The 19149-nt window shown below is 55.4% G+C and carries 15 protein-coding genes and 1 pseudogene; 8 read left to right on the top strand and 8 right to left on the bottom strand.

Features of this window, described 5'->3' with window-relative positions:
* Nucleotides 1-60: 60 nt before the first annotated feature.
* From ACQR35_RS09530 to dnaA, 8 genes and pseudogenes are all read right to left on the bottom strand, one after another.
* Nucleotides 61-789, bottom strand: a complete 729-nt coding sequence (locus tag ACQR35_RS09530; RefSeq protein WP_430269876.1) for a DUF3566 domain-containing protein — start codon at nt 787-789, stop codon at nt 61-63.
* Nucleotides 786-3533, bottom strand: coding sequence for a DNA gyrase subunit A (gene gyrA, locus ACQR35_RS09525; protein ID WP_430267631.1), 2748 nt, complete (start codon nt 3531-3533; stop codon nt 786-788). The genes ACQR35_RS09530 and gyrA overlap by 4 nt, the downstream gene beginning before the upstream one ends.
* Before the next feature lie 64 nt (nt 3534-3597).
* Nucleotides 3598-5577, bottom strand: coding sequence for a DNA topoisomerase (ATP-hydrolyzing) subunit B (gene gyrB / locus ACQR35_RS09520; RefSeq protein WP_430269950.1), 1980 nt, complete (start codon nt 5575-5577; stop codon nt 3598-3600).
* A gap of 480 nt (nt 5578-6057) precedes the next feature.
* Complete coding sequence (locus ACQR35_RS09515; RefSeq protein WP_430269875.1) at nt 6058-6591, bottom strand: DUF721 domain-containing protein; 534 nt, start codon at nt 6589-6591, stop codon at nt 6058-6060.
* Nucleotides 6581-7801: a DNA replication/repair protein RecF gene (gene recF, locus ACQR35_RS09510; RefSeq protein ID WP_430269874.1), complete on the bottom strand. Its 1221-nt coding sequence runs from the start codon at nt 7799-7801 to the stop codon at nt 6581-6583. Before recF ends, ACQR35_RS09515 begins: the two co-directional genes overlap by 11 nt.
* 12 nt (nt 7802-7813) lie before the next feature.
* Nucleotides 7814-8761 (bottom strand): annotated as a pseudogene (gene gnd / locus ACQR35_RS09505) (phosphogluconate dehydrogenase (NAD(+)-dependent, decarboxylating)); the annotation flags it as partial.
* 44 nt (nt 8762-8805) lie between these two features.
* Nucleotides 8806-9930, bottom strand: a complete 1125-nt coding sequence (gene dnaN / locus ACQR35_RS09500; RefSeq protein WP_430267628.1) for a DNA polymerase III subunit beta — start codon at nt 9928-9930, stop codon at nt 8806-8808.
* 406 nt (nt 9931-10336) lie between these two features.
* Entirely contained in the window at nt 10337-11755 is a 1419-nt protein-coding gene (gene dnaA, locus ACQR35_RS09495) for a chromosomal replication initiator protein DnaA (RefSeq protein WP_430269873.1), read from the bottom strand.
* A 486-nt stretch (nt 11756-12241) separates the two neighbouring features.
* Here dnaA and rpmH point away from each other — a divergent pair, with 486 nt between their 5' ends.
* The 8 genes from rpmH to ACQR35_RS09455 all read left to right on the top strand — a co-directional run bounded on the left by rpmH (nt 12242) and on the right by ACQR35_RS09455 (nt 18008).
* Nucleotides 12242-12379, top strand: coding sequence for a 50S ribosomal protein L34 (gene rpmH / locus ACQR35_RS09490; protein ID WP_003800212.1), 138 nt, complete (start codon nt 12242-12244; stop codon nt 12377-12379).
* A gap of 40 nt (nt 12380-12419) precedes the next feature.
* Entirely contained in the window at nt 12420-12830 is a 411-nt protein-coding gene (rnpA, locus tag ACQR35_RS09485; RefSeq protein WP_430267626.1) for a ribonuclease P protein component, read from the top strand.
* On the top strand, nt 12823-13215 hold the full coding sequence (gene yidD, locus ACQR35_RS09480) for a membrane protein insertion efficiency factor YidD (protein WP_430267625.1): 393 nt from the start codon (nt 12823-12825) through the stop codon (nt 13213-13215). The genes rnpA and yidD overlap by 8 nt, the downstream gene beginning before the upstream one ends.
* Before the next feature lie 17 nt (nt 13216-13232).
* The gene (yidC, locus tag ACQR35_RS09475) at nt 13233-14186 is read left to right on the top strand and encodes a membrane protein insertase YidC (RefSeq protein ID WP_430269872.1); all 954 of its coding nucleotides are present in this window, start codon (nt 13233-13235) and stop codon (nt 14184-14186) included.
* Nucleotides 14186-14725 (top strand): protein jag, encoded by a 540-nt coding sequence (locus ACQR35_RS09470; RefSeq protein WP_430267623.1) that lies wholly within the window; start codon nt 14186-14188, stop codon nt 14723-14725. Before yidC ends, ACQR35_RS09470 begins: the two co-directional genes overlap by 1 nt.
* A gap of 67 nt (nt 14726-14792) precedes the next feature.
* The gene (gene rsmG / locus ACQR35_RS09465) at nt 14793-15443 is read left to right on the top strand and encodes a 16S rRNA (guanine(527)-N(7))-methyltransferase RsmG (RefSeq protein ID WP_430267622.1); all 651 of its coding nucleotides are present in this window, start codon (nt 14793-14795) and stop codon (nt 15441-15443) included.
* Nucleotides 15444-15532: 89 nt separating this feature from the next.
* Nucleotides 15533-16600, top strand: a complete 1068-nt coding sequence (locus ACQR35_RS09460) for a ParA family protein (protein ID WP_430267621.1) — start codon at nt 15533-15535, stop codon at nt 16598-16600.
* A 67-nt stretch (nt 16601-16667) separates the two neighbouring features.
* The gene (locus ACQR35_RS09455) at nt 16668-18008 is read left to right on the top strand and encodes a ParB/RepB/Spo0J family partition protein (RefSeq protein ID WP_430269871.1); all 1341 of its coding nucleotides are present in this window, start codon (nt 16668-16670) and stop codon (nt 18006-18008) included.
* Nucleotides 18009-19149 lie beyond the last annotated feature (1141 nt).

Raw genomic sequence — 19149 nt, 5'->3', positions numbered from 1 at the left:
CCTCATCGGGCCGAGATATGACTTTACAGCACATCCCGGCCCGATCCAAAATCGAGCAGATTAGTCGTCTGTCAGAGTGACCCCAATGCCACCAACAAGGGTCGCAGAGAGGTTGTACAGAACGGCTGCAAGCATGGACAACGCGGTCAAAAGAACCACGTTGATTACGGCAATAATCGTGGCAAACGAGGCAACCTGGCCAAGGGACGCGATCTTCTTCAAATCGAATCCGCCACTTTCGGAACCGGCAACTTCTCCCAGGAGCTTGTTGACCTGATCAAAAATCCCCGTGAGATCCAAAACAGTCCACAACACAATCGCTGCCACCACCGTGACAATACCCAATGCCACAGAAAGCAAAAAGGACATCTTGAGCACGGACCACGGATCAACCTTGCTGATCAGCAGACGAGCACGGCGAACTTTGGCACGAGGAGCCGGCTTTACCAGATTGGGCGTACCCGCGCGCTGCGCGGCAGTACCCGGACGAGCAGTACCGGCAGCAGCCGGACGCTGGCCTTGAACTGGACGCCCCGCACTAGGAGTACCCGGCCGCGTTGCACCAGAAGCGGCTGGAGCCGGACGGGAAGCACTGGGGCCAGTGGCGCCTGGGCGAGAGGACGGCGTTCCGGCGGAAGACGCCGTCGGACTTGCTGTCCGCGCCGCCTGAGGTGCCTCCGGGCGCTGAACCGGCTTTGCCGGCGGCGTTACACCCGAGGATGCGGGTGCGGTGCGTGGCTTTTCAGGATTGCTCTCAAACGGGCTCGGGTTGGAGTTGGGCGTGCTCACTCGTTACCTCCGGTGTTTTCGTCGCCCGGTTCCGTGGCGTCGTTCGCTTCATCAGCGCTTGTGCCCGGTGCCGTTGCCTCGAGCGAACCCTCAGCAGCGTTGTCAGTTACTTGGCTCAACGTTACGTCATCGCCTTGCTCGAGTACGGACGCGTCAGCATTTTCCTGCGCATCAGCGTCCTCATCGGCAGCTTCCAAACCGCGTTCAGTGTTCTTTGCAACACCAATAATTCGGTCGTTCTTGTCCGGCTTGGCAAAGATCACGCCCATGGTGTCGCGGCCCTTGGCAGGAACACCCTGGACTGCTGAGCGGACTACCTTCCCGCCTTCCATCACCACAAGAACTTCGTCTTCTTCGTGGACAATCAACGCGCCCACCAAGTGACCACGCTCCTCTTGGTACTTGCCCACCTTGATACCCAACCCACCACGGCCCTGGAGTCGGTACTCCTCAACCTTGGTGCGCTTGGCGTAGCCGCCTTCGGTAACCACAAACACAAACGAATCATCTGTCACTACGTCAGCAGCAAGGAGTTCGTCGTCTTCACGGAACTTCATACCTGTCACACCTGAGGTTGCACGGCCCATGGGGCGTAGTGCTTCGTCGGTGGCCGTGAAGCGAATCGACTGGCCCTTACGGGAAACCAGCATCAAATCATCAGTATCGGACACCAATTGAGCCGAAACGAGCTCATCGCCTTCACGCAGGTTGATAGCAATCACACCGGCAGAGCGGTTGGTGTCGTAATCCTCGAGGCGGGTCTTTTTGACCAAACCACGCTTGGTAGCCAGTACCAAGTACGGAGCCTGCTGGTAATCGCGAAGATCCAGCACCTGGGCAATGTGCTCATCCGGTTGGAACGCCAATAGGTTTGCAACGTGCTGGCCCTTGGCATCGCGGCCAGCTTCAACCAGCTCGTAAGCCTTGGCGCGGTACACACGGCCCAAATTGGTGAAGAACAACAACCAGTGGTGGGTAGTGGTCACAAAGAAGTGTTCCACAACGTCATCCCCACGGAGCTGTGCTCCACGGATTCCCTTGCCACCGCGCTGCTGCGAACGGTAGTTGTCGCTACGCGTGCGCTTGACGTAGCCACCACGAGTGATCGTGACAACCATTTCCTCTTCAGGAATGAGGTCTTCCATGGACATGTCGCCGTCGAAGCCCATCAGAATCTTGGTGCGGCGGTCATCACCGTGTTTGGCAACAATCTCACCAAGCTCGTCGCTGATGATGCCCCGCTGAAGTTCTTCAGACGCCAGGATCGAGTTGTACTCAGTGATCAAGGCTTCGAGCTCTGCGTGACGATCTTGGATCTTCTGGCGCTCCAGTGCAGCCAAACGGCGCAACTGCATTTCCAGAATGGCCCGAGCCTGAAGCTCATCAATGTCCAGCAACTGCATCAGCCCATCACGGGCCGCTTCAGTGGTGTTGGAGGCACGAATGAGTGCAATAACCTCATCCAGCATGTCCAAAGCCTTGAGCAGTGCGCGCAGAATGTGCGCTTCTTCCTCGGCCTTACGCAGACGGTACCGGGTACGCCGGGCAATAACATCCATCTGGTGGGTTACCCAGTGGCGAATAAACGCATCCAAGCTCAAGGTACGCGGCACACCGTCAACAATCGCAAGCATGTTAGCGGAGAAGTTGCTCTGCAATTCCGTGTGCTTGTAGAGGTTGTTCAAAACAACCTTCGCCACAGCATCACGCTTAAGAACAATAACCAAGCGCTGACCGGTACGGCCAGAGGTCTCATCGCGGAGGTCAGCAATGCCGGCAATCTTGCCATCGCGAACCAGTTCTGCGATCTTGATGGCCAAATTGTCCGGGTTGGCCTGGTAGGGAAGTTCAGTGACCACCAAGCAGGTACGTCCCTGAAGCTCTTCGACGTTAACCACGGCACGCATGGTGACGGATCCACGGCCAGTCCGGTAGGCATCCTCAATACCCTTGTGGCCCAAAATCGTTGCGCCTGTGGGGAAATCAGGTCCCTTAACTCGCAAGAGCAGCTCTTCGAGAAGTTCCTCGCGGCTTGCCTGCGGATTGGACAAGTACCACTGCACACCATCAGCAACTTCCCGCAGGTTGTGCGGAGGAATGTTGGTGGCCATACCCACGGCAATACCTGAAGAACCGTTCACCAAAAGGTTGGGGAAACGTGCCGGCAGGATGGTGGGCTCTTGGTTCTTGCCGTCATAGTTGTCCTGGAAATCGACGGTTTCTTCGTCAATATCGCGGACCATTTCCATGGCCAAAGGAGCCATCTTGGTTTCGGTGTAACGCGGCGCAGCGGCGCCGTCGTTACCGGGGGAACCGAAGTTACCTTGGCCCAAAGCCAACGGGTAACGCATGGTCCAGTCTTGGATCAAACGAACCAAAGCATCGTAAATAGCTGTATCACCGTGCGGGTGATACTGACCCATCACTTCACCAACAACACGCGCGCACTTGTTGAAGGAGCGGTCCGGGCGGTAGCCGCCGTCGAACATCGCGTAGAGCACACGGCGGTGCACTGGCTTCAACCCGTCGCGTACATCCGGGAGCGCGCGGCCCACAATAACGGCCATAGCGTAGTCCAAGTAAGAGCGCTGCATTTCTGTTTGCAGGTCTACTTGCTCGATGCGGTCGGTCAAAGGATCGGTGATCACAGAGCCTTCGAGTACTACGTCCTGTGCTGCGGGAACCTCGGGGGTGCCGCTTTGAGGTGTGGCGTCGCCGTTGACCTCAGGAGTTTCGTCGCTCATAACTTAATAGTTTCCATTCCAGGTATATATCGGTTCGGGAATATTAGTGCGCGTGTGGCGCTGACTAGATATCGAGGAACCTGACGTCCTTGGCGTTCTGCTGAATAAAGTTGCGACGCGATTCCACGTCTTCACCCATCAAAATGGTGAAGATCTGATCCGCGGCGAGTGCGTCATCCATGGTGACTTGCAGAAGGGTGCGGTGGTCCGGGTCCATGGTGGTATCCCACAACTCGGTGTAGTCCATCTCACCCAGACCCTTGTAGCGCTGAATACCGTTGTCCTTGGGCAAACGCTTGTTGGAGGCAAGACCCTTGGCTACAGTGGCGTCTCGCTCGGCGTCACTAAACACGTAGTCGTGATCGGCATTGGACCACTTGATGCGGTACAGCGGTGGCTGGGCCAAGTACACATAGCCGTTTTCAATCAGCGGGCGCATGTAGCGGAACAACAAGGTCAGCAACAAGGTAGTGATGTGCTGACCATCAACATCAGCATCAGCCATCAAAACGATCTTGTGATACCGCAACTTGGTGATGTCGAAGTCTTCGCCAATACCCGTACCAAAAGCCGTGATCATGGACTGAACTTCGGCATTACCCAAAGCCTTGTCCAAGCGGGCTCGTTCAACGTTGAGAATTTTTCCGCGCAAAGGCAGGATGGCCTGGGTTTCCGGGTTCCGGCCTCGTTTGGCCGAACCACCTGCGGAGTCACCCTCCACCATGTAAACCTCACAACGCGAGGGATCCTTGGATGAGCAGTCGGAAAGCTTTCCGGGCATACCAAATGATTCCAGGGGACTCTTACGGCGGGCATTATCGCGGGCCTTGCGGGCAGCCATACGTGCTTGAGCTGCGGAAATGGCTTTGCGGATGACGTCGCGTGCCGGACCCGGATTCCGTTCCAGCCAGTCCCCGAGTTGATCGGTCACAACTCGCTGAACAAAACCCTTGACCTCGGAGTTTCCAAGCTTGGTTTTGGTCTGGCCTTCAAACTGGGGCTCGCCCAACTTCACGGAAATAACGGCAGTCAAACCTTCACGGATGTCATCACCCGTGAGATTTTCTTCCTTTTCTTTGATGATGGACTTTTCGCGGGCGTAGCGGTTGATGAGTGAAGTCATCGCTGCCCGGAAGCCTTCTTCGTGCGTTCCACCTTCATGAGTATTGATGGTGTTCGCGTATGTGTGAACGCTTTCTGAGTATGCAGTGGTCCACTGCATAGCCATTTCGAGGGAAATTTCGCGTTCTTTGTCTTCGGTTTCGAAGGAAATAACATCCTCGTGAACCAGCTCAGCTTTTTTGGAGGAGTTGAGGTGCACCACATAGTCCAACAGGCCGTTGTCGTACTGGTAAACCACCGAGCGGTGACCTTCGCCAACTTCACCTTCGCGAACCACATTGTCCAGGTCCAAGTCGGTGTCGGATTCGGTCAGCGCAGCGTTTTCAGGAATGCGCTCGTCCGTCAAGGTGATGCGAAGGCCCTTGTTCAAGAAGGCCATTTGCTGGAATCGCGCGCGAAGCGTTTCGAAGTCGAATTCAGTGGATTCGAAGATTGAAGCGTCCGGGTAGAAGGTCTGAGTGGTACCGGTAGCTTCAGTCTCTTCACCCTTGACCAGTCCACCCTGAGGCTTACCGCCATCGGCAAAACTCATCCTCCATGCGTGCCCCTGGCGGCGAACTTCAGTATCTACGCGACTCGAGAGGGCGTTAACTACTGAGATACCAACACCGTGCAGACCACCAGAGACCGCGTATCCGCCGCCGCCGAACTTTCCACCTGCGTGCAAAATGGTCATAACCACTTCGACGGTCGGCTTGCCTTCGGTGGGGTGGATGTCTACCGGGATACCGCGCCCATTGTCTACAACTTTGACGCCACCGTCGGCCTGGAGAGTGATCTCAATGTGATCGCAATAGCCAGCCAGGGCCTCATCAACGGAGTTATCCACTACTTCATATACCAAGTGGTGGAGGCCGCGAGGACCAGTAGAACCGATGTACATACCAGGGCGTTTGCGAACGGCTTCTAGCCCTTCAAGCACCGTAATATCGCTAGCGCCATACTCTCTCGGGGCGCTCTCTGGAGCGCTTTCTGCCGCTGGTACAACGGCCGGAACTTCAACAGCTGCGGCGCTTTCTTCCGGTTCCGAGGGCGTACTGGTGTCTGTATTGTCGTTAGCCACTGGCGCTTTCGACTCCTCTATTGCTAGGTGGCCGCCCGCCAGGCACACTCCGGGGTCCGGAAATTCCATGGTCAAGCTGGCACAAACCATCAGCGACGATGCCACGGACGCGGATTCGTCGCTTAGTTATCACGCCAATTCTACCGTGGAGTAGCCACTTTGCCCGCATTTTAGACCGCCAAATGGGACTAAACATAGCCATGAGAGGCCAATAAGTGCACCTGCAGCCGATTAAACAGACCTCGACTGGGGCCGGATACGCACTTCGGCGTTTTCAGGCGCTACACGCCCTTTGGTCAATTATCAAGAGTTGGCACCAAACGATGGAAGAATCCGGCTCTATCCGTAGGTATCTCGGGGACCTCTGCCATTAACCGTGCGGCGTCCCTTGCGCCAGGACGGTGCGGCGGGTCCCAGCACCTCGATTTTGGTCACCACACCTTCGCCCAGTTCCTTCCTGAACGATTCCAGGAGGCTTCCGCGCAGCAATCGTAATTGAGTAGCCCATGCCGTCGAGTCACAACGAACGTGAAGAGTGGTGGCTTCAAAACTTTCTGGAGTGCAATGTGCAGCAATTTCCGGGCCCACTAATGCGGGCCATTGCGCCATCACTGACCCAACGGCTACCGGGGAAGTCCAGCCGCGCTCTGCAACCAATCGCCCTACAACTTTACCCAAGCCCAAGGGGTCCCTCCCTTGACCGTGAAATTGCCCAAAACCTCGGGTGGACCCATACCTGCTGTTGCTGGTCTTTTTACTGGCTGCGGAAGTTCCAGGATAACGACGCCGGACCTCACCTCGTGCGGCGGCCGCATCTCTGACACGGTTTAGGGCAGCTTGGGCAGCGTCAACGTCCTCTGGTTCAGTGCTCATCTATGCCCCCGGGGATAACTTTTACCCGGCGGCCGGATAGCTCCGGCGGAATGTCTGCATCTACGGCCGCTGTGACAAGGACTTGTTCCGCGCCGGCCACAATAACGGCGAGTTTACGGCGCCTTTCAACATCCAACTCAGCAAAAACATCGTCCAAGATCAGGATGGGGGCAGCCCCAGGATCCATATCGTCATCCAACATCACGTAATAGGACGCTAGCCGCAGGGCCAAGGCCATGGACCAGGTTTCCCCGTGTGATGCGTACCCCTTGGCCGGTGCTGTACCCAACAAAACTTCGAGCTCGTCTCGGTGTGGTCCAACGAGAGACAACCCGCGTTCAAGTTCCCGACGACGTGACGCGGCTAGGGCGGCCAGGTACTGGGCAGCAAGCTCGTCCACGGATTTATTGGAAAGTTGCTCAGTTTCTGAGCCCGACGACGGTACTTCAGTGCCGTCGTCGTCCATGTGTTCAGGGAAGGAAAAACTCTCTGAAGGGCCCTGCGCGGCCGGCTCGATAGAGGAAATGTATCGCAGTCGGGCGATTTTGGACCCATCAGTGAGTGCCGCGTAAGCGGTATCCACGTGGGGCTGCAATAGCTCAACCAATTGCAAGCGAGCGTGCAATAGTGCTGCACCCGTCTGGGCCAAATGTTGATCCCAAACATCCAACGTCTCATCGAAGCCGCCGCGAGATCGGGATGCCCGCGCGGATTTCAGCAAGGCATTGCGTTGTTTGAGGACCCGCTCGTAGTCACTGCAAGTGGCCGCATGGCGAGGCAACAACGTCACCAGCAGTTCATCCAAAAAGCGGCGCCGATGTGAGGGATCACCCTTGACCAAGGACAAATCCTCGGGGGCAAAGAGAACGGTGCGGCACAATCCCAGTACATCCCGGGCCCGGACCGGATTAGCTCGATTAATCCGCGCCCGGTTGGCCCGTCCGGCATTGATCTCTACCTCAAGAACCAAGGATCGATTCCCGCGCACCAAAGTCCCACGAATCATGGCCCGTTCGGTGCCAAATCGTAGGAGCGGTGCGTCCGAGCTCACTCGATGCGAGCTCAGTGTGGAGAGGTATCCGATGGCCTCCATCAGGTTGGTTTTACCAATCCCGTTGGAGCCCACCAGAACCGTAACTCCTGGACCAAGCTGGAAATCTACTTCCGCATAACTGCGGAAATCCGTGAGCTGTAGGTTTTCTAGATACACGCCGTGTGCACGTTACTTAGCGCTTGTCTCGCCCGGCTTCTTAACCGCGTGGCCACCGAACTGGTTACGCAAAGCAGAAACCATTTTCATAGCGGGTGAATCATCTTGGCGCGAGGCGAAGCGGGCAAAGAGCGAGGCAGTGATAGCCGGGGCGGGCACCGAGTTGGCGATGGCTTCCTCAACAGTCCAGCGGCCTTCTCCGGAATCCTCAACGTACCCAGCGATCTGGCTCAATTCGGGATCTTCATCGAGAGCTTTGACCATCAGGTCAAGGAGCCAGGAACGGACAACTGTGCCCTTTTGCCATGCGCGGAAAGTACCAGGAACATCCTTGATGATGTCCTTGGCTTCGAGCAGTTCGTAGCCTTCGGCATAGGCCTGCATCAGGCCGTATTCGATACCGTTGTGCACCATCTTTGCGTAGTGGCCGGCACCTACGTCACCAACGTGAACAAAACTTTCGGCACGCTCGCCTTCGGGACGGAGTGCATCAAAAACGGGAAGTGCAAACGCGATGTCTTCGGCGGACCCGCCGGCCATCAGGCCGTAACCGTTCTCCAAACCCCACACACCACCGGAAACGCCACAGTCCACAAAACGGATGTTCTTCTCGGCAAGCGCTGTTGCGTGCTTTTGGTCTTCGGTGAAGCGTGAGTTTCCGCCGTCGATGATCATGTCACCAGCGGAGAGTTTGCCACCCAATTCGGTGATAACGGCGTCAGTAATTTCGCCAGCCGGAACCATAACCCACACCAAGCGAGGCGCGGGAAGAGCTGCAATCAGCTCATCGACGGTGGCCACGTCAGTCTTTTCCGGATTGCGGTCAAACCCGGTGACTTCAATACCAGCATTGCGCAGACGCCCACGCATGTTGAAGCCCATTTTTCCAAGTCCAATAAGACCGATGTGCACAGAAATCACTCTTTCCTGAATTGCTTGATGCCCTGTTGTTCGCTCGTGAGCTTGTTGTTGGTGCGGCGCCTAGGGCCTAGGGCGTCAACAAGCTAGTTGGGTAGACGTACCGGCATCACGAGATACCGGTAGTCATCCTGATCTTCGCCATCAATTTCTGCTTGGGCAGTGATCATGGCTGGCTTCGGGGCTGAGGTGAAGGAGAAACGAACAAACTTCGCTTCAATAACACCTAGTCCTTCAATCAGGTAGTGAGGGTTAAACGCTACGGTGATGTCATCACCGACGAGTTGTGCCTCGAGCTCTTCAGAGGCCTGGGCATCTTCGCCCGTTCCGGCATCCAAGTTGAGTTGGCCTTGAGTGAAGACCAGTCGGACTGGGGTGTTTCGTTCAGCAACCAGGGATACACGGCGCACCGCTTCAACGAGTTCTTGGGTGGAAACCGTTGCGTGGATGGGCGTGGAATCGGGGAACAGCGAACGAATCTTGGGGTAATCACCGTCAACTAGAAGTGAAGTGGTGGTACGTCCGCCACTTTCAAAACCGATCAAACGGCTGTCATCTTCAGCAATGGCTAGGTTGATGTCCCCAGCACCGCCAAGAGTTTTAGCTACTTCGTTGAGTGTTTTGGCTTTGACCAAAGCACTCGTAGAAATTCCCGGGGTGACCGGCTTCCAAGGCAATTCGCGCATGGCCAGACGGTAGCGGTCAGTGGCCAAAAGGGTGATGAGATCATCTTCAATTTCCATCCGAACACCGGTCAGGATGGGCAAAGTGTCATCTTTGCTCGCAGCAATGATCACTTGGGAAACAGCTTGTGCGAAAGCGTCGCCTGAGACGGTGCCACTCAATGTTGGCAGCGTGGGAAGTGTGGGGTACTCAGCTTCTGGCATGGTGGCCAAGTGAAAGCTGCTTCGACGGCAGCTCAAGGTCACTCGAGATCCGTCGGTTTCAACGTCAACAGGTGCTGAGGGAAGGCTTCGGCAAATATCTGCCAAGAGCCGTCCGGAAACCAACATGGTTCCTTCTTGGCTTACATCTGCGGCAATTTCCAAACGAGCTGAGGTCTCGTAGTCAAAGCTGGAAAGGCTAACGGTGCCTGCTTCGGCTTTGAGAAGGAGACCTGAAAGTACAGGAACTGGCGGCCGCGGAGACAACGAGCGGGCGGTCCAGCTGACTGCTTCTGCCAGGACATCCCGGTCCACTCTGAACTTCACGGAAGGGTGCCGCCTTTCATTACGAGGAGCTTGCTGCTGACAGCTTAGCCGGAGTTACAAGAATAAACCCATTGGCAAAGCTCGGTTGGTGGGGTTCCAGAACAGGTCCGGGGTGATCAAGTGAGGTTGTTATTTGAGGGATTTCATTTTCTTGGGATTAGTAGTGTTAATAACTGCTGTGGATACTGTGGATAACTCGATCTCACGGTTCGTTTTCGGGGTTAAGCCCTGTGTGTCTGGTGTGGGAAGACTGGGGTTTAAACAGGCTGTGGATGTGGGTAAAAATTTCCGTGTTTTCGGGGATCCACAGCAACCTTAAGGGTTTTAAGGGGGTCAAGGCCGGTTCTCCACTTAACTATCCACAGCCTTATCCACATGCTGCTGTTAATAAGGTAGAGAGAGCGCCTCAGGAATCTCGCTGCTGTTGTTTAATTCGGTTGGTTAGCTCGGTCACTTGGTTGTAAATCACACGACGCTCAGCCATCAGTTCACGAATCTTCCGGTCAGCGTGGATCACCGTGGTGTGATCACGTCCACCAAGTTCTTGGCCGATCTTGGGTAGGGACATGTCTGTCAGTTCGCGGCACAAGTACATGGCGATCTGGCGAGCGGTTACCAAGGTGCGCGTGCGGGATTTGCTGCACAGCTCTTCCATCGTGAGCTTGAAGTAGTCAGCCGTCTGATCCAAGATCTGCTGCGAAGTGATTTCTTGGGCTCCGTCATCAGTGATGAGGTCCTTCAAAACCATTTCCGCCAACCCAACATCTACTGGCTGACGATTCAAGCTAGCGAAGGCAGTGACGCGAATCAGCGCGCCTTCGAGCTCGCGGATGTTGCTGGAAATCTTCGAGGCGATGTATTCGAGAGCATCATCGGGTGCAGAAAGACCTTCGCTGAGAGCCTTTTTGCGCAGAATCGCAATACGCGTTTCTAATTCCGGTGGCTGAATGTCCGTTAGGAGGCCCCATTCAAAGCGGGACTTGAGGCGGTCTTCAAAACCTGCCAGCTGCTTGGGGGGCAGGTCAGAGGTGATAACCACTTGCTTGTTGTTGTTGTGCAGGGCATTGAACGTGTGGAAGAACTCTTCGAGCGTCCGGTCTTTGCCTGCCAGGAACTGAATGTCGTCAATGAGCAGGACGTCAACGTTGCGGTACGTGGTTTTGAAGCTTGCGCCTTCGTCGTCACGAATCGAGTTGATGAAATCGTTAGTGAATTCTTCGGAATTGACGTAGCGAACCCGGATTCCGCTGTACAAGCGCCGGGCGTAATGGCCAATGGCATGTAGCAAGTGAGTTTTACCCAGACCAGAATCGCCGTAGATGAACAACGGGTTGTACGCCTTTGCCGGCGCTTCGGCTACAGCCACAGCGGCTGCATGGGCAAAACGGTTCGAAGAACCGATCACAAAGGTGTCAAAAATATATTTGGGGTTCAGCCGGCCAAATTCGTGTGAGGTGCTGGGGAGCATGGGCTGCGGCTTGGGTTCGGAGCTTTCAGCAGCGTTTTTAGGTACGACGACGGGTTCCGGCTCCACATGGACGGGAACCAAGTCGGTGTCTACGTCGATGGCACAACGGATGTCTTCGGAGAAAACTTCTCGGAGGGCGTCGTCGAGAGCGTCCTTGACCTGGGTCTGCAGGACTTCTCGAGTGAGTTCGTTGGGTACAGCCACTAGAAGTGTTGAACCGATCAGACCCTGTGCTTGAGCCAAAATCACGAAGCCACGTTGTCGGGGCGAAACACGGTGGTCTTCTTCGAGAAGACGAATTACTCGCCGCCAGGAACTTCCCAGAGTGTTCGCGTGGTCGGCCTCGTCAACTGTCATCAAAAGTCCCTACACCTCGGTCATACGCATTTATTCGATCAGCCGGGTTCCTCGAGAGGATACCGGGTAGCCATTGCGGTCCTCACAGGCCCGGTATTCCACAGGTTTATGCACAGACCATGGATAATCGGCTACTGAGCAACTGTAAAGGATGGACTCCCTAGAAGATAGCTGGGATTTAGCCTGTGGAAAATTACACGGTTGTGGTTCTCTTTGGGCGCATCTGGATGTAGTAATCCACAGGTCTTAACGTGTTGATAACCACATGTGTGGATAGGCCAGTAGGGATGGTTCAGTTTGACTTGGCGCCTTGAATTGGCCTAACGTTGTGAAGTCCTTTGTGTCTACTTTCTGCCCTGGTCCCCGTTCGCCGAACGCTTGCGATTGGCCTGGTCCGGGCGGTGGGCACCAAAAAACTTAGCGCCGGCCTCTTCTTCCCCAAGTTGATATCGGTAGGCGCGCCATTGACCTACTGGAGCAACTACTGTGAGCAAGCGGACTTTTCAGCCGAATAACCGCCGTCGTGCCAAGAAGCACGGCTTCCGTCTTCGTATGCGTACTCGTGCTGGCCGTGCCATCTTGGCAGCCCGTCGTGGCAAGGGCCGCACCGAACTCTCGGCGTAAATATTGACCAATCGGTCTAGACAACTCTTTTGTATCTAAGGTGCTAGCCACCCAGAACCGATTGAGAACATCGGCCGATTTCTCAGCAACTGTACGTTCCGGCGTCCGCAATGGACGCCGGAACTTAGTGTTATATACGGCCAATATTGATTCCGGCCTGCCCAGCAAGATTGGGTTCATCGTTTCAAAGGGTGTTGGGAACTCTGTTGTCAGGAACCTCGTTAAGAGGAGACTGAGAGAAACAGCTGCCATTACCGTCAAGGAACATGGCACTGGTCTGAATATTGTGGTTCGTGCCTTACCGGCTGCCGCAGCGGCCTCTTGGCAGGAATTGAGTGCTGACTACAATGCAGCGTTGACCCATACCCTGCGACGCTTAGCGAATCCATCGGCCTCAAATTCCGGTGGATTTTCAAAGTCTCCGCGAAACGAAGGGAAACAGCATGACTGAGGCGCGTTCCGACGTCGTCCGTTTTGCTGTTCCCGAAAGCGGCGTGGGTAGCTTCATTTGGAACCTGCCGCGGAACATTCTTATTGGTTTGCTTAAGGGCTACCGTAAGGTGATTTCGCCCCTCTACGGACAGGTATGCCGTTTTTTTCCTTCCTGCTCGGCCTATGCGCTCGAAGCAGTCACGGTGCATGGCGCCGTTAAGGGTAGTTGGCTCGCCGTCAAAAGACTGCTGAAGTGCCACCCCTGGAATGATGGCGGAGTGGACCACGTCCCTGCTGGGCACCGTCACTGGTCTGAGGGAAAGACCCCCCAAATTGTTGTACTGAACAATCCGGACGTGTACCTAGGTGTTCAGTCTGATGAAGACGGCCGCAGCGCGGCTTGAGGAAATAGGGAAAATATATGGACTTCTTTGGAACAATTTTGTTCCCGTTCAAGTGGCTTGTGTCCATCATTATGTTGGGCTTCCACGACGGGCTGACCTTCATTGGTATGCCTGCCGCATCTGGCTGGACCTGGACACTGTCCATCATTGGCCTGGTGCTGGTGATCCGTGCTGCTCTGATCCCCGTGTTTGTTAAGCAGATTAAGGCTCAGCGCGGTATGCAGCTGCTTCAGCCTGATCTGAAGAAGCTGCAGGACAAGTACAAGGGCAAAACTGATCAGCTTTCCCGCCAGGCCATGGCCCAAGAGCAGATGGCGCTGTACAAAAAGCACGGCACCAACCCGTTCTCGGCTTGTTTGCCCATGCTGATCCAGATGCCGTTCTTCTTCGCCTTGTTCCAGGTTCTATCCGGAATTTCTCAGGCCAAAGAACAGGGCAATGGCATTGGTGCGCTGAGCCATGAGCAAGTGGTTCAGTTTGACCAGTCCTCAATCTTCGGTGCCCCACTTTCCTCGGCTCTGCTGCACGGCGGCGCCGGCAATGTTGCCGTTGTGGTGTTGTCCATCATCATGATTGTGGCCATGACGGCTTCGCAGTTCATTACTCAGCGTCAGATCATGGCGAAGAACATGTCTGAAGAAGCCTTGGCTAGCCCCTTTATGCGTCAGCAGAAAATGATGCTGTACGTACTTCCTTTGGTCTTTGGTATTGGTGGTATCAACTTCCCCATTGGTGTCCTCATCTACTGGACCACCACCAACTTGTGGACCATGGGTCAGCAGTTCTTTGTTATTCGTCGTATGCCCACTCCCGGCTCCCCCGCAGCGAAGGCACTGGCCGAGCGCCGTGCCGCTAAGGGCCCCCCTGCGTTGAACGCACTGGGTAAAAAGGCAGTGGAAGAAGAGACAGTAGTCGAGCAGCCTAAGGGCCAGCGGGTACAGCCCCAGCGCAAGAACAGGAAGAAGAAGTAATGACTGTTGAGAGCACCTCTGCCGTGGAAGAAGAAGCCACCGTTGATGCACCTGTTGATGCGTCAACGCCGTTGAGCCGCTTGGAAGAAGAGGGGGACGTCGCCGCCGATTACCTTGAGGAACTCCTAGACATCGCCGATATCGATGGTGATATTGACATTGAGGTCCGTAACGGACGTACCTACATCTCCATTGAGACAGAAGATGAAAACTCCAGCCTTGAGGCCCTTGTAGGTGAGGACGGCGAGGTACTGGATGCTCTTCAGGAATTGACCCGTTTGTCTGTACTTTCTGCAACGGCCAACCGGTCTCGTTTGGTGTTGGATATCAACGGCTACCGCAAGGAACGTGCCAGCTACCTGCAGAAACTTGCAGAAGAGGCTGTGGCTGAGGTGAAGAGCAGCGGTGCACCTAAGCCGCTTGAACCTATGAGCGCTTACGAGCGCAAGATTGTTCACGATGTTGTTGCTGATCTTGGTTTTGTGAGCGAATCCGAGGGCGAAGGCGCTGGCCGCCACATTGTGGTTTCGGCAGAGTAGATTCCGCTTTCTTCCGCGCACCTTGGTGTAAGGGAGTGCGCTACCGCTACAGCGAAGGAATGGATTAGTGGTTGAACTGACTGGTGTAGAGCTGGCTGGAGTGGAACTTACTGCGGCTCAGCAGATATTTGGCGAGCGTTTGCCTTTGGCTGTTCGCTATGTACAGCACCTCGCAACGTCCGGTATTGAGCGTGGCCTGATTGGTCCGCGTGAGGTTCCGCGTTTGTGGAGCCGCCACGTCTTGAACTGTGCTGTGATCGAATCTGAAATCGCTCCCAAGGCACGAGTTGCCGATGTTGGTAGTGGGGCCGGTTTGCCAGGTCTTTGCTTGGCGATCGCCCGCCCTGATCTTGAACTGACCTTGATTGAGCCCCTTGAGCGCCGTTGTATTTGGCTTCAAGAAGTGGTGGACGATTTAGGACTTGAGAATGTAACTGTCCTGCGTGGCCGGGCTGAGGCTTTTGTTGGAAAGCTCGACGTCGACGTTGTCACCGCCCGCGCGGTGTCGGCACTGATTGGTTTGGTGGCACTGACCATTCCACTCTTGGGTGGCAAGGGCGAGGTCGTGGCTATTAAGGGCAAAAGCGCCGCGGAAGAAATTGAAAAAGCCGCCAAGGTGATCAAGCGTATGGGCGGCGTTAAAACTTCCGTAGAAGTAGTGGGCGAAGGCCTGTTGGCTGAGACCACCACAGTGGTGAAGATTGTGGTCAATAAGTAGCTTTGCTTAGTGCGGGGCCGGAGAGCAGGGGTCCAAGCAGTTAGGCTAGATAGCGGCAAGCATGGCCAATTGAGAGTGAGAGTGGCACTTTGAGCAGCAGTGAGGCATCTGCCCAGCGCATCCCTCCGTTTGTATCGTTGGGATCCGCACGGGCAATGACCAACCCTGTTCCCGTGCCCAAATCCACCCAAACCCAACCTAAAACGGTTGTGCGAGGTGGAACATCTGCGAATGTTTCACGTGAAACAACTGCAGGGAAGCGAGGCACGGTGATCGACAATATGGACGATTCGAGTCCCATTGCACGTGAGTTGGCCAGTGAAACACGGCGACGAGAGAAGCTACTAGGGCGCCCGCTCCCCAGACCTGCCCAGACCCGAACCTTTACGGTCTCCAATCAAAAGGGTGGTGTTGGTAAAACCACCACCACTGTCAATATTGCTGCAGCTTTGGCCTCGGCTGGCTTGAACGTGCTGGTCATTGACATTGACCCTCAGGGTAACGCTTCCACCGCGTTGGGAATTGAACACCACGCCGAAGTTGATTCAATCTACGATGTTCTGATCAACGATGTCCCCCTGGGTGAAGTTGTAGCCCAGTGCCCGGACATTCCTAAGCTCATTTGTGCTCCTGCCACCATCCACCTTGCCGGCGCCGAGATCGAGCTGGTCTCTCTTGTGGCCCGCGAACAACGTCTGCGCCGTGCCATTGATGTTTATGCCAAGGAACGCGAAGCTAACGGCGAAGAGCGTTTGGATTTTGTGTTTATTGACTGCCCACCGAGCCTTGGTCTGCTCACGGTTAATGCATTCTGCGCAGCCAACGAGGTATTGATCCCCATCCAGTGTGAGTATTACGCACTAGAAGGTTTGAGTCAGCTGCTCAAGAACATTGAGATGATTCAGAAACACCTCAATGCTGACCTTCGTGTTTCAACGATATTGCTGACCATGTATGACGGCAGGACCAATTTGGCGGCCCAAGTGGCTGCAGAGGTTCGTGAACATTTCCCGAAGGAAGTTCTCAAGGCCGTTGTACCGCGTTCGGTACGTATCTCTGAAGCGCCGAGCTATCAGCAGACGGTTATGACCTACGACCCGTCTTCAAGTGGCGCGTTGTCCTATCTTGAGGCCGCAGCGGAAATCGCTGAACGGTAGAATCCAACACGTACTTTCATTCCATTCAGCTGGGCACCGCTTGGCACTTTCTTTGGAGGAATAGCCCATGAGCGAAAAGCGACGCGGTCTTGGCCGCGGTCTTGGCGCACTCATCCCCAGCGCACCAGCGTCGGAGAACGAATCCGCGCCGGCCAATGCTGCTCGTCCTGTGGACTTGTTTTTCCCGGATGCTCGAAAGCCCAAGGGACGTTCTGCTGCCGAAGGTACGGAGGAGTCTGCTGCCAGCACTGCCCGGCAGGCTGGTGCTAGGAGTACTGCTGCTTTGTTAGCTGAGCGACCGGCTAAGCGTGCTTCCAATGGGCGCGCTCCTGCTCGTTCAGGTTCGGCTGCTCCTAGCAAGAGCGGAACCAAAGCTGGGGGTGCCGCTACCAAGAACGCTGGGACCGCAGGAGCCGCTAAAGCAGTCGCGTCGAAGAGCGCATCCAAAGTCGATGCCGCTGAGGCATTGGAAGCCGCGGCCGGCAAGGCAGCGACTTCCGCTAACGCGGCCACAGATGACGCTGAGATCGCTGCTTCACAGACTGCCGATCTTCAGGGCTCCAAGGATGACGGACCCGATCTGGTAGAAGTTCCCGGTGCACGTTTTGCCGAAATCCCGGTCCATGACATTCATCCGAACCGAAAACAGCCTCGCCAGGTTTTCGATGAAGACGAGATGGCGGAGCTGGTCCACTCCGTTCGTGAAATCGGCGTCCTCCAGCCAATTGTTGTACGTTCTTCAACCGAAGAAGGTGGAGAACCGTACGAGTTGGTGATGGGTGAGCGTCGGTGGAGGGCAACTCAGGCCGCCGGGCTCACTCATGTGCCAGCAATCATCCGTGACACCACAGATGATGATCTCCTGCGTGATGCTTTGCTTGAGAACCTTCACCGCAGTCAGCTGAACCCGCTTGAAGAGGCAGCAGCTTACCAGCAGTTGCTCGAGGACTTCGGAACTACTCATGTGGAGTTGGCTGACCGTATTGGCCGATCACGCCCTCAGGTCTCCAACACTCTTCGTCTACTCAAGTTGCCGCCACTAGTACAGCGTCGTGTGGCCGCGGCAGTATTGTCGGCTGGTCATGCCCGCGCACTCTTGGCTCTGCCCGACGCTGCGGCCATGGAACGGCTCGCCCAACGCATCGTTGCGGACGGTATGTCCGTACGTGCCACTGAAGAGGCAGTGTCCATGTATCAGGATCCAGCAGCGCCTCAGAAGAGCGCTATTCCCAAGCCGGGTGCTCGCCATGAACGGCTGGACTTCCTTGCCTCATCGCTGTCCGACCGTTTGGACACCAATGTGAAGATCACTTTGGGTGCCCGAAAGGGTAAGGTCAGTATTGAATTCGCCAGCGTTGAGGACCTGAACCGTATTATGGACGTTATTAATCCTGGTTCTGGTAACTGACGCTGTCCCCCCGTTTTAGGCGGTGCATGTTTCACGTGAAACATGCACCGCCTTTTTGGTACCGTCATGTATGTTTCAGTGCTGCACTGTATGGACGCTCCCCGAAAGGTGTTGCTGGTGCGGTCTGAGCGCAATGTGGGGTTCCTTCTACGGTGAAAGTTAGTCCGATCCTTAGATCATTCGTCCCTCACCCGCTCAATCTCCTTCAAATTTGAGGCCTAGATTGCACCGATTGAGAGATCTGCGGCTGAAGGGATTATATTTCTAGGGATCCGTGGATTCGTGACTACACTTCGTCGCGGGATGTTAATTAGGAATAAGTTGCTGTTGTACAGGCTTACTCTTTACCCTGGGAAGCCATCCAGGGCCGGCGGGAGATCGCTTCCGTTCGTTTGTAAGGTGCCGTTCCTCGCGTGGACCCGCATGCAGACCATAGTAGTTGGCTATGGGCGCGAAGGTGATTTTATAGATGGTCTCTGCTTCGTGCGGCCGACCTCGCCACATTTATATGAAGGCTGCGGTGCTCCGTGGAGGCCTACAGACCGAAGTGATCGGGGCACGTGGGATTAGGCGTGTGTTTCACGTGAAACGCGATAGGGCAGCCGGGATCTACGTGGTGGATGGACGCCCGCTAATGCGCAGTTTGGTTGGCCCCAGGCTAGGCAGGACGGGTCTTAGCCAATTTCCCTGCGCTGGTCCCTACTAAGGGCCGAATTCTTGAGTCACACGTGCCGTCTATCTGGCTTAAGACTTTTCTCTGGACTGCACGTGCTGGTCCGACACAACTCAGCAAGCCACGCGCAGAGCACATGACTAAGCATTCTGGAGGTTCTTCTTAGGAGCGGCGGCCAAGAACCATTGACGTTTCACGTGAAACCTAGCCGCCTAATCGACAGAAACTACCGCTACGAGGCGGCCATTGCGCCTTTTAGACCAGCAGACGCCGGTAACGCCCATTGTGGCTGGTGCGGTTTCACGTGAAACAAAGGATGGCACCCGGAAGTCTTCTGTAGTTCATACAGCCTCTCCCCTACCCGAGGCAAGGCGTGCGGAGTCTCGTCGAATTGAAGTGGACGTTTCACGCGAAACAATAACTCTCGACGACCGTGCTTGCTAGTGCATTTTCTCCGTGCCCTTATTC

Origin of the sequence: Pseudarthrobacter sp. J1738 (genome assembly GCF_050490315.1) — a bacterium.
Lineage (GTDB): Bacteria > Actinomycetota > Actinomycetes > Actinomycetales > Micrococcaceae > JBNPEO01.
The sequence above is the reverse complement of the archived record's forward strand: the minus strand, read 5'-3'. Positions and strand labels throughout refer to the sequence as shown.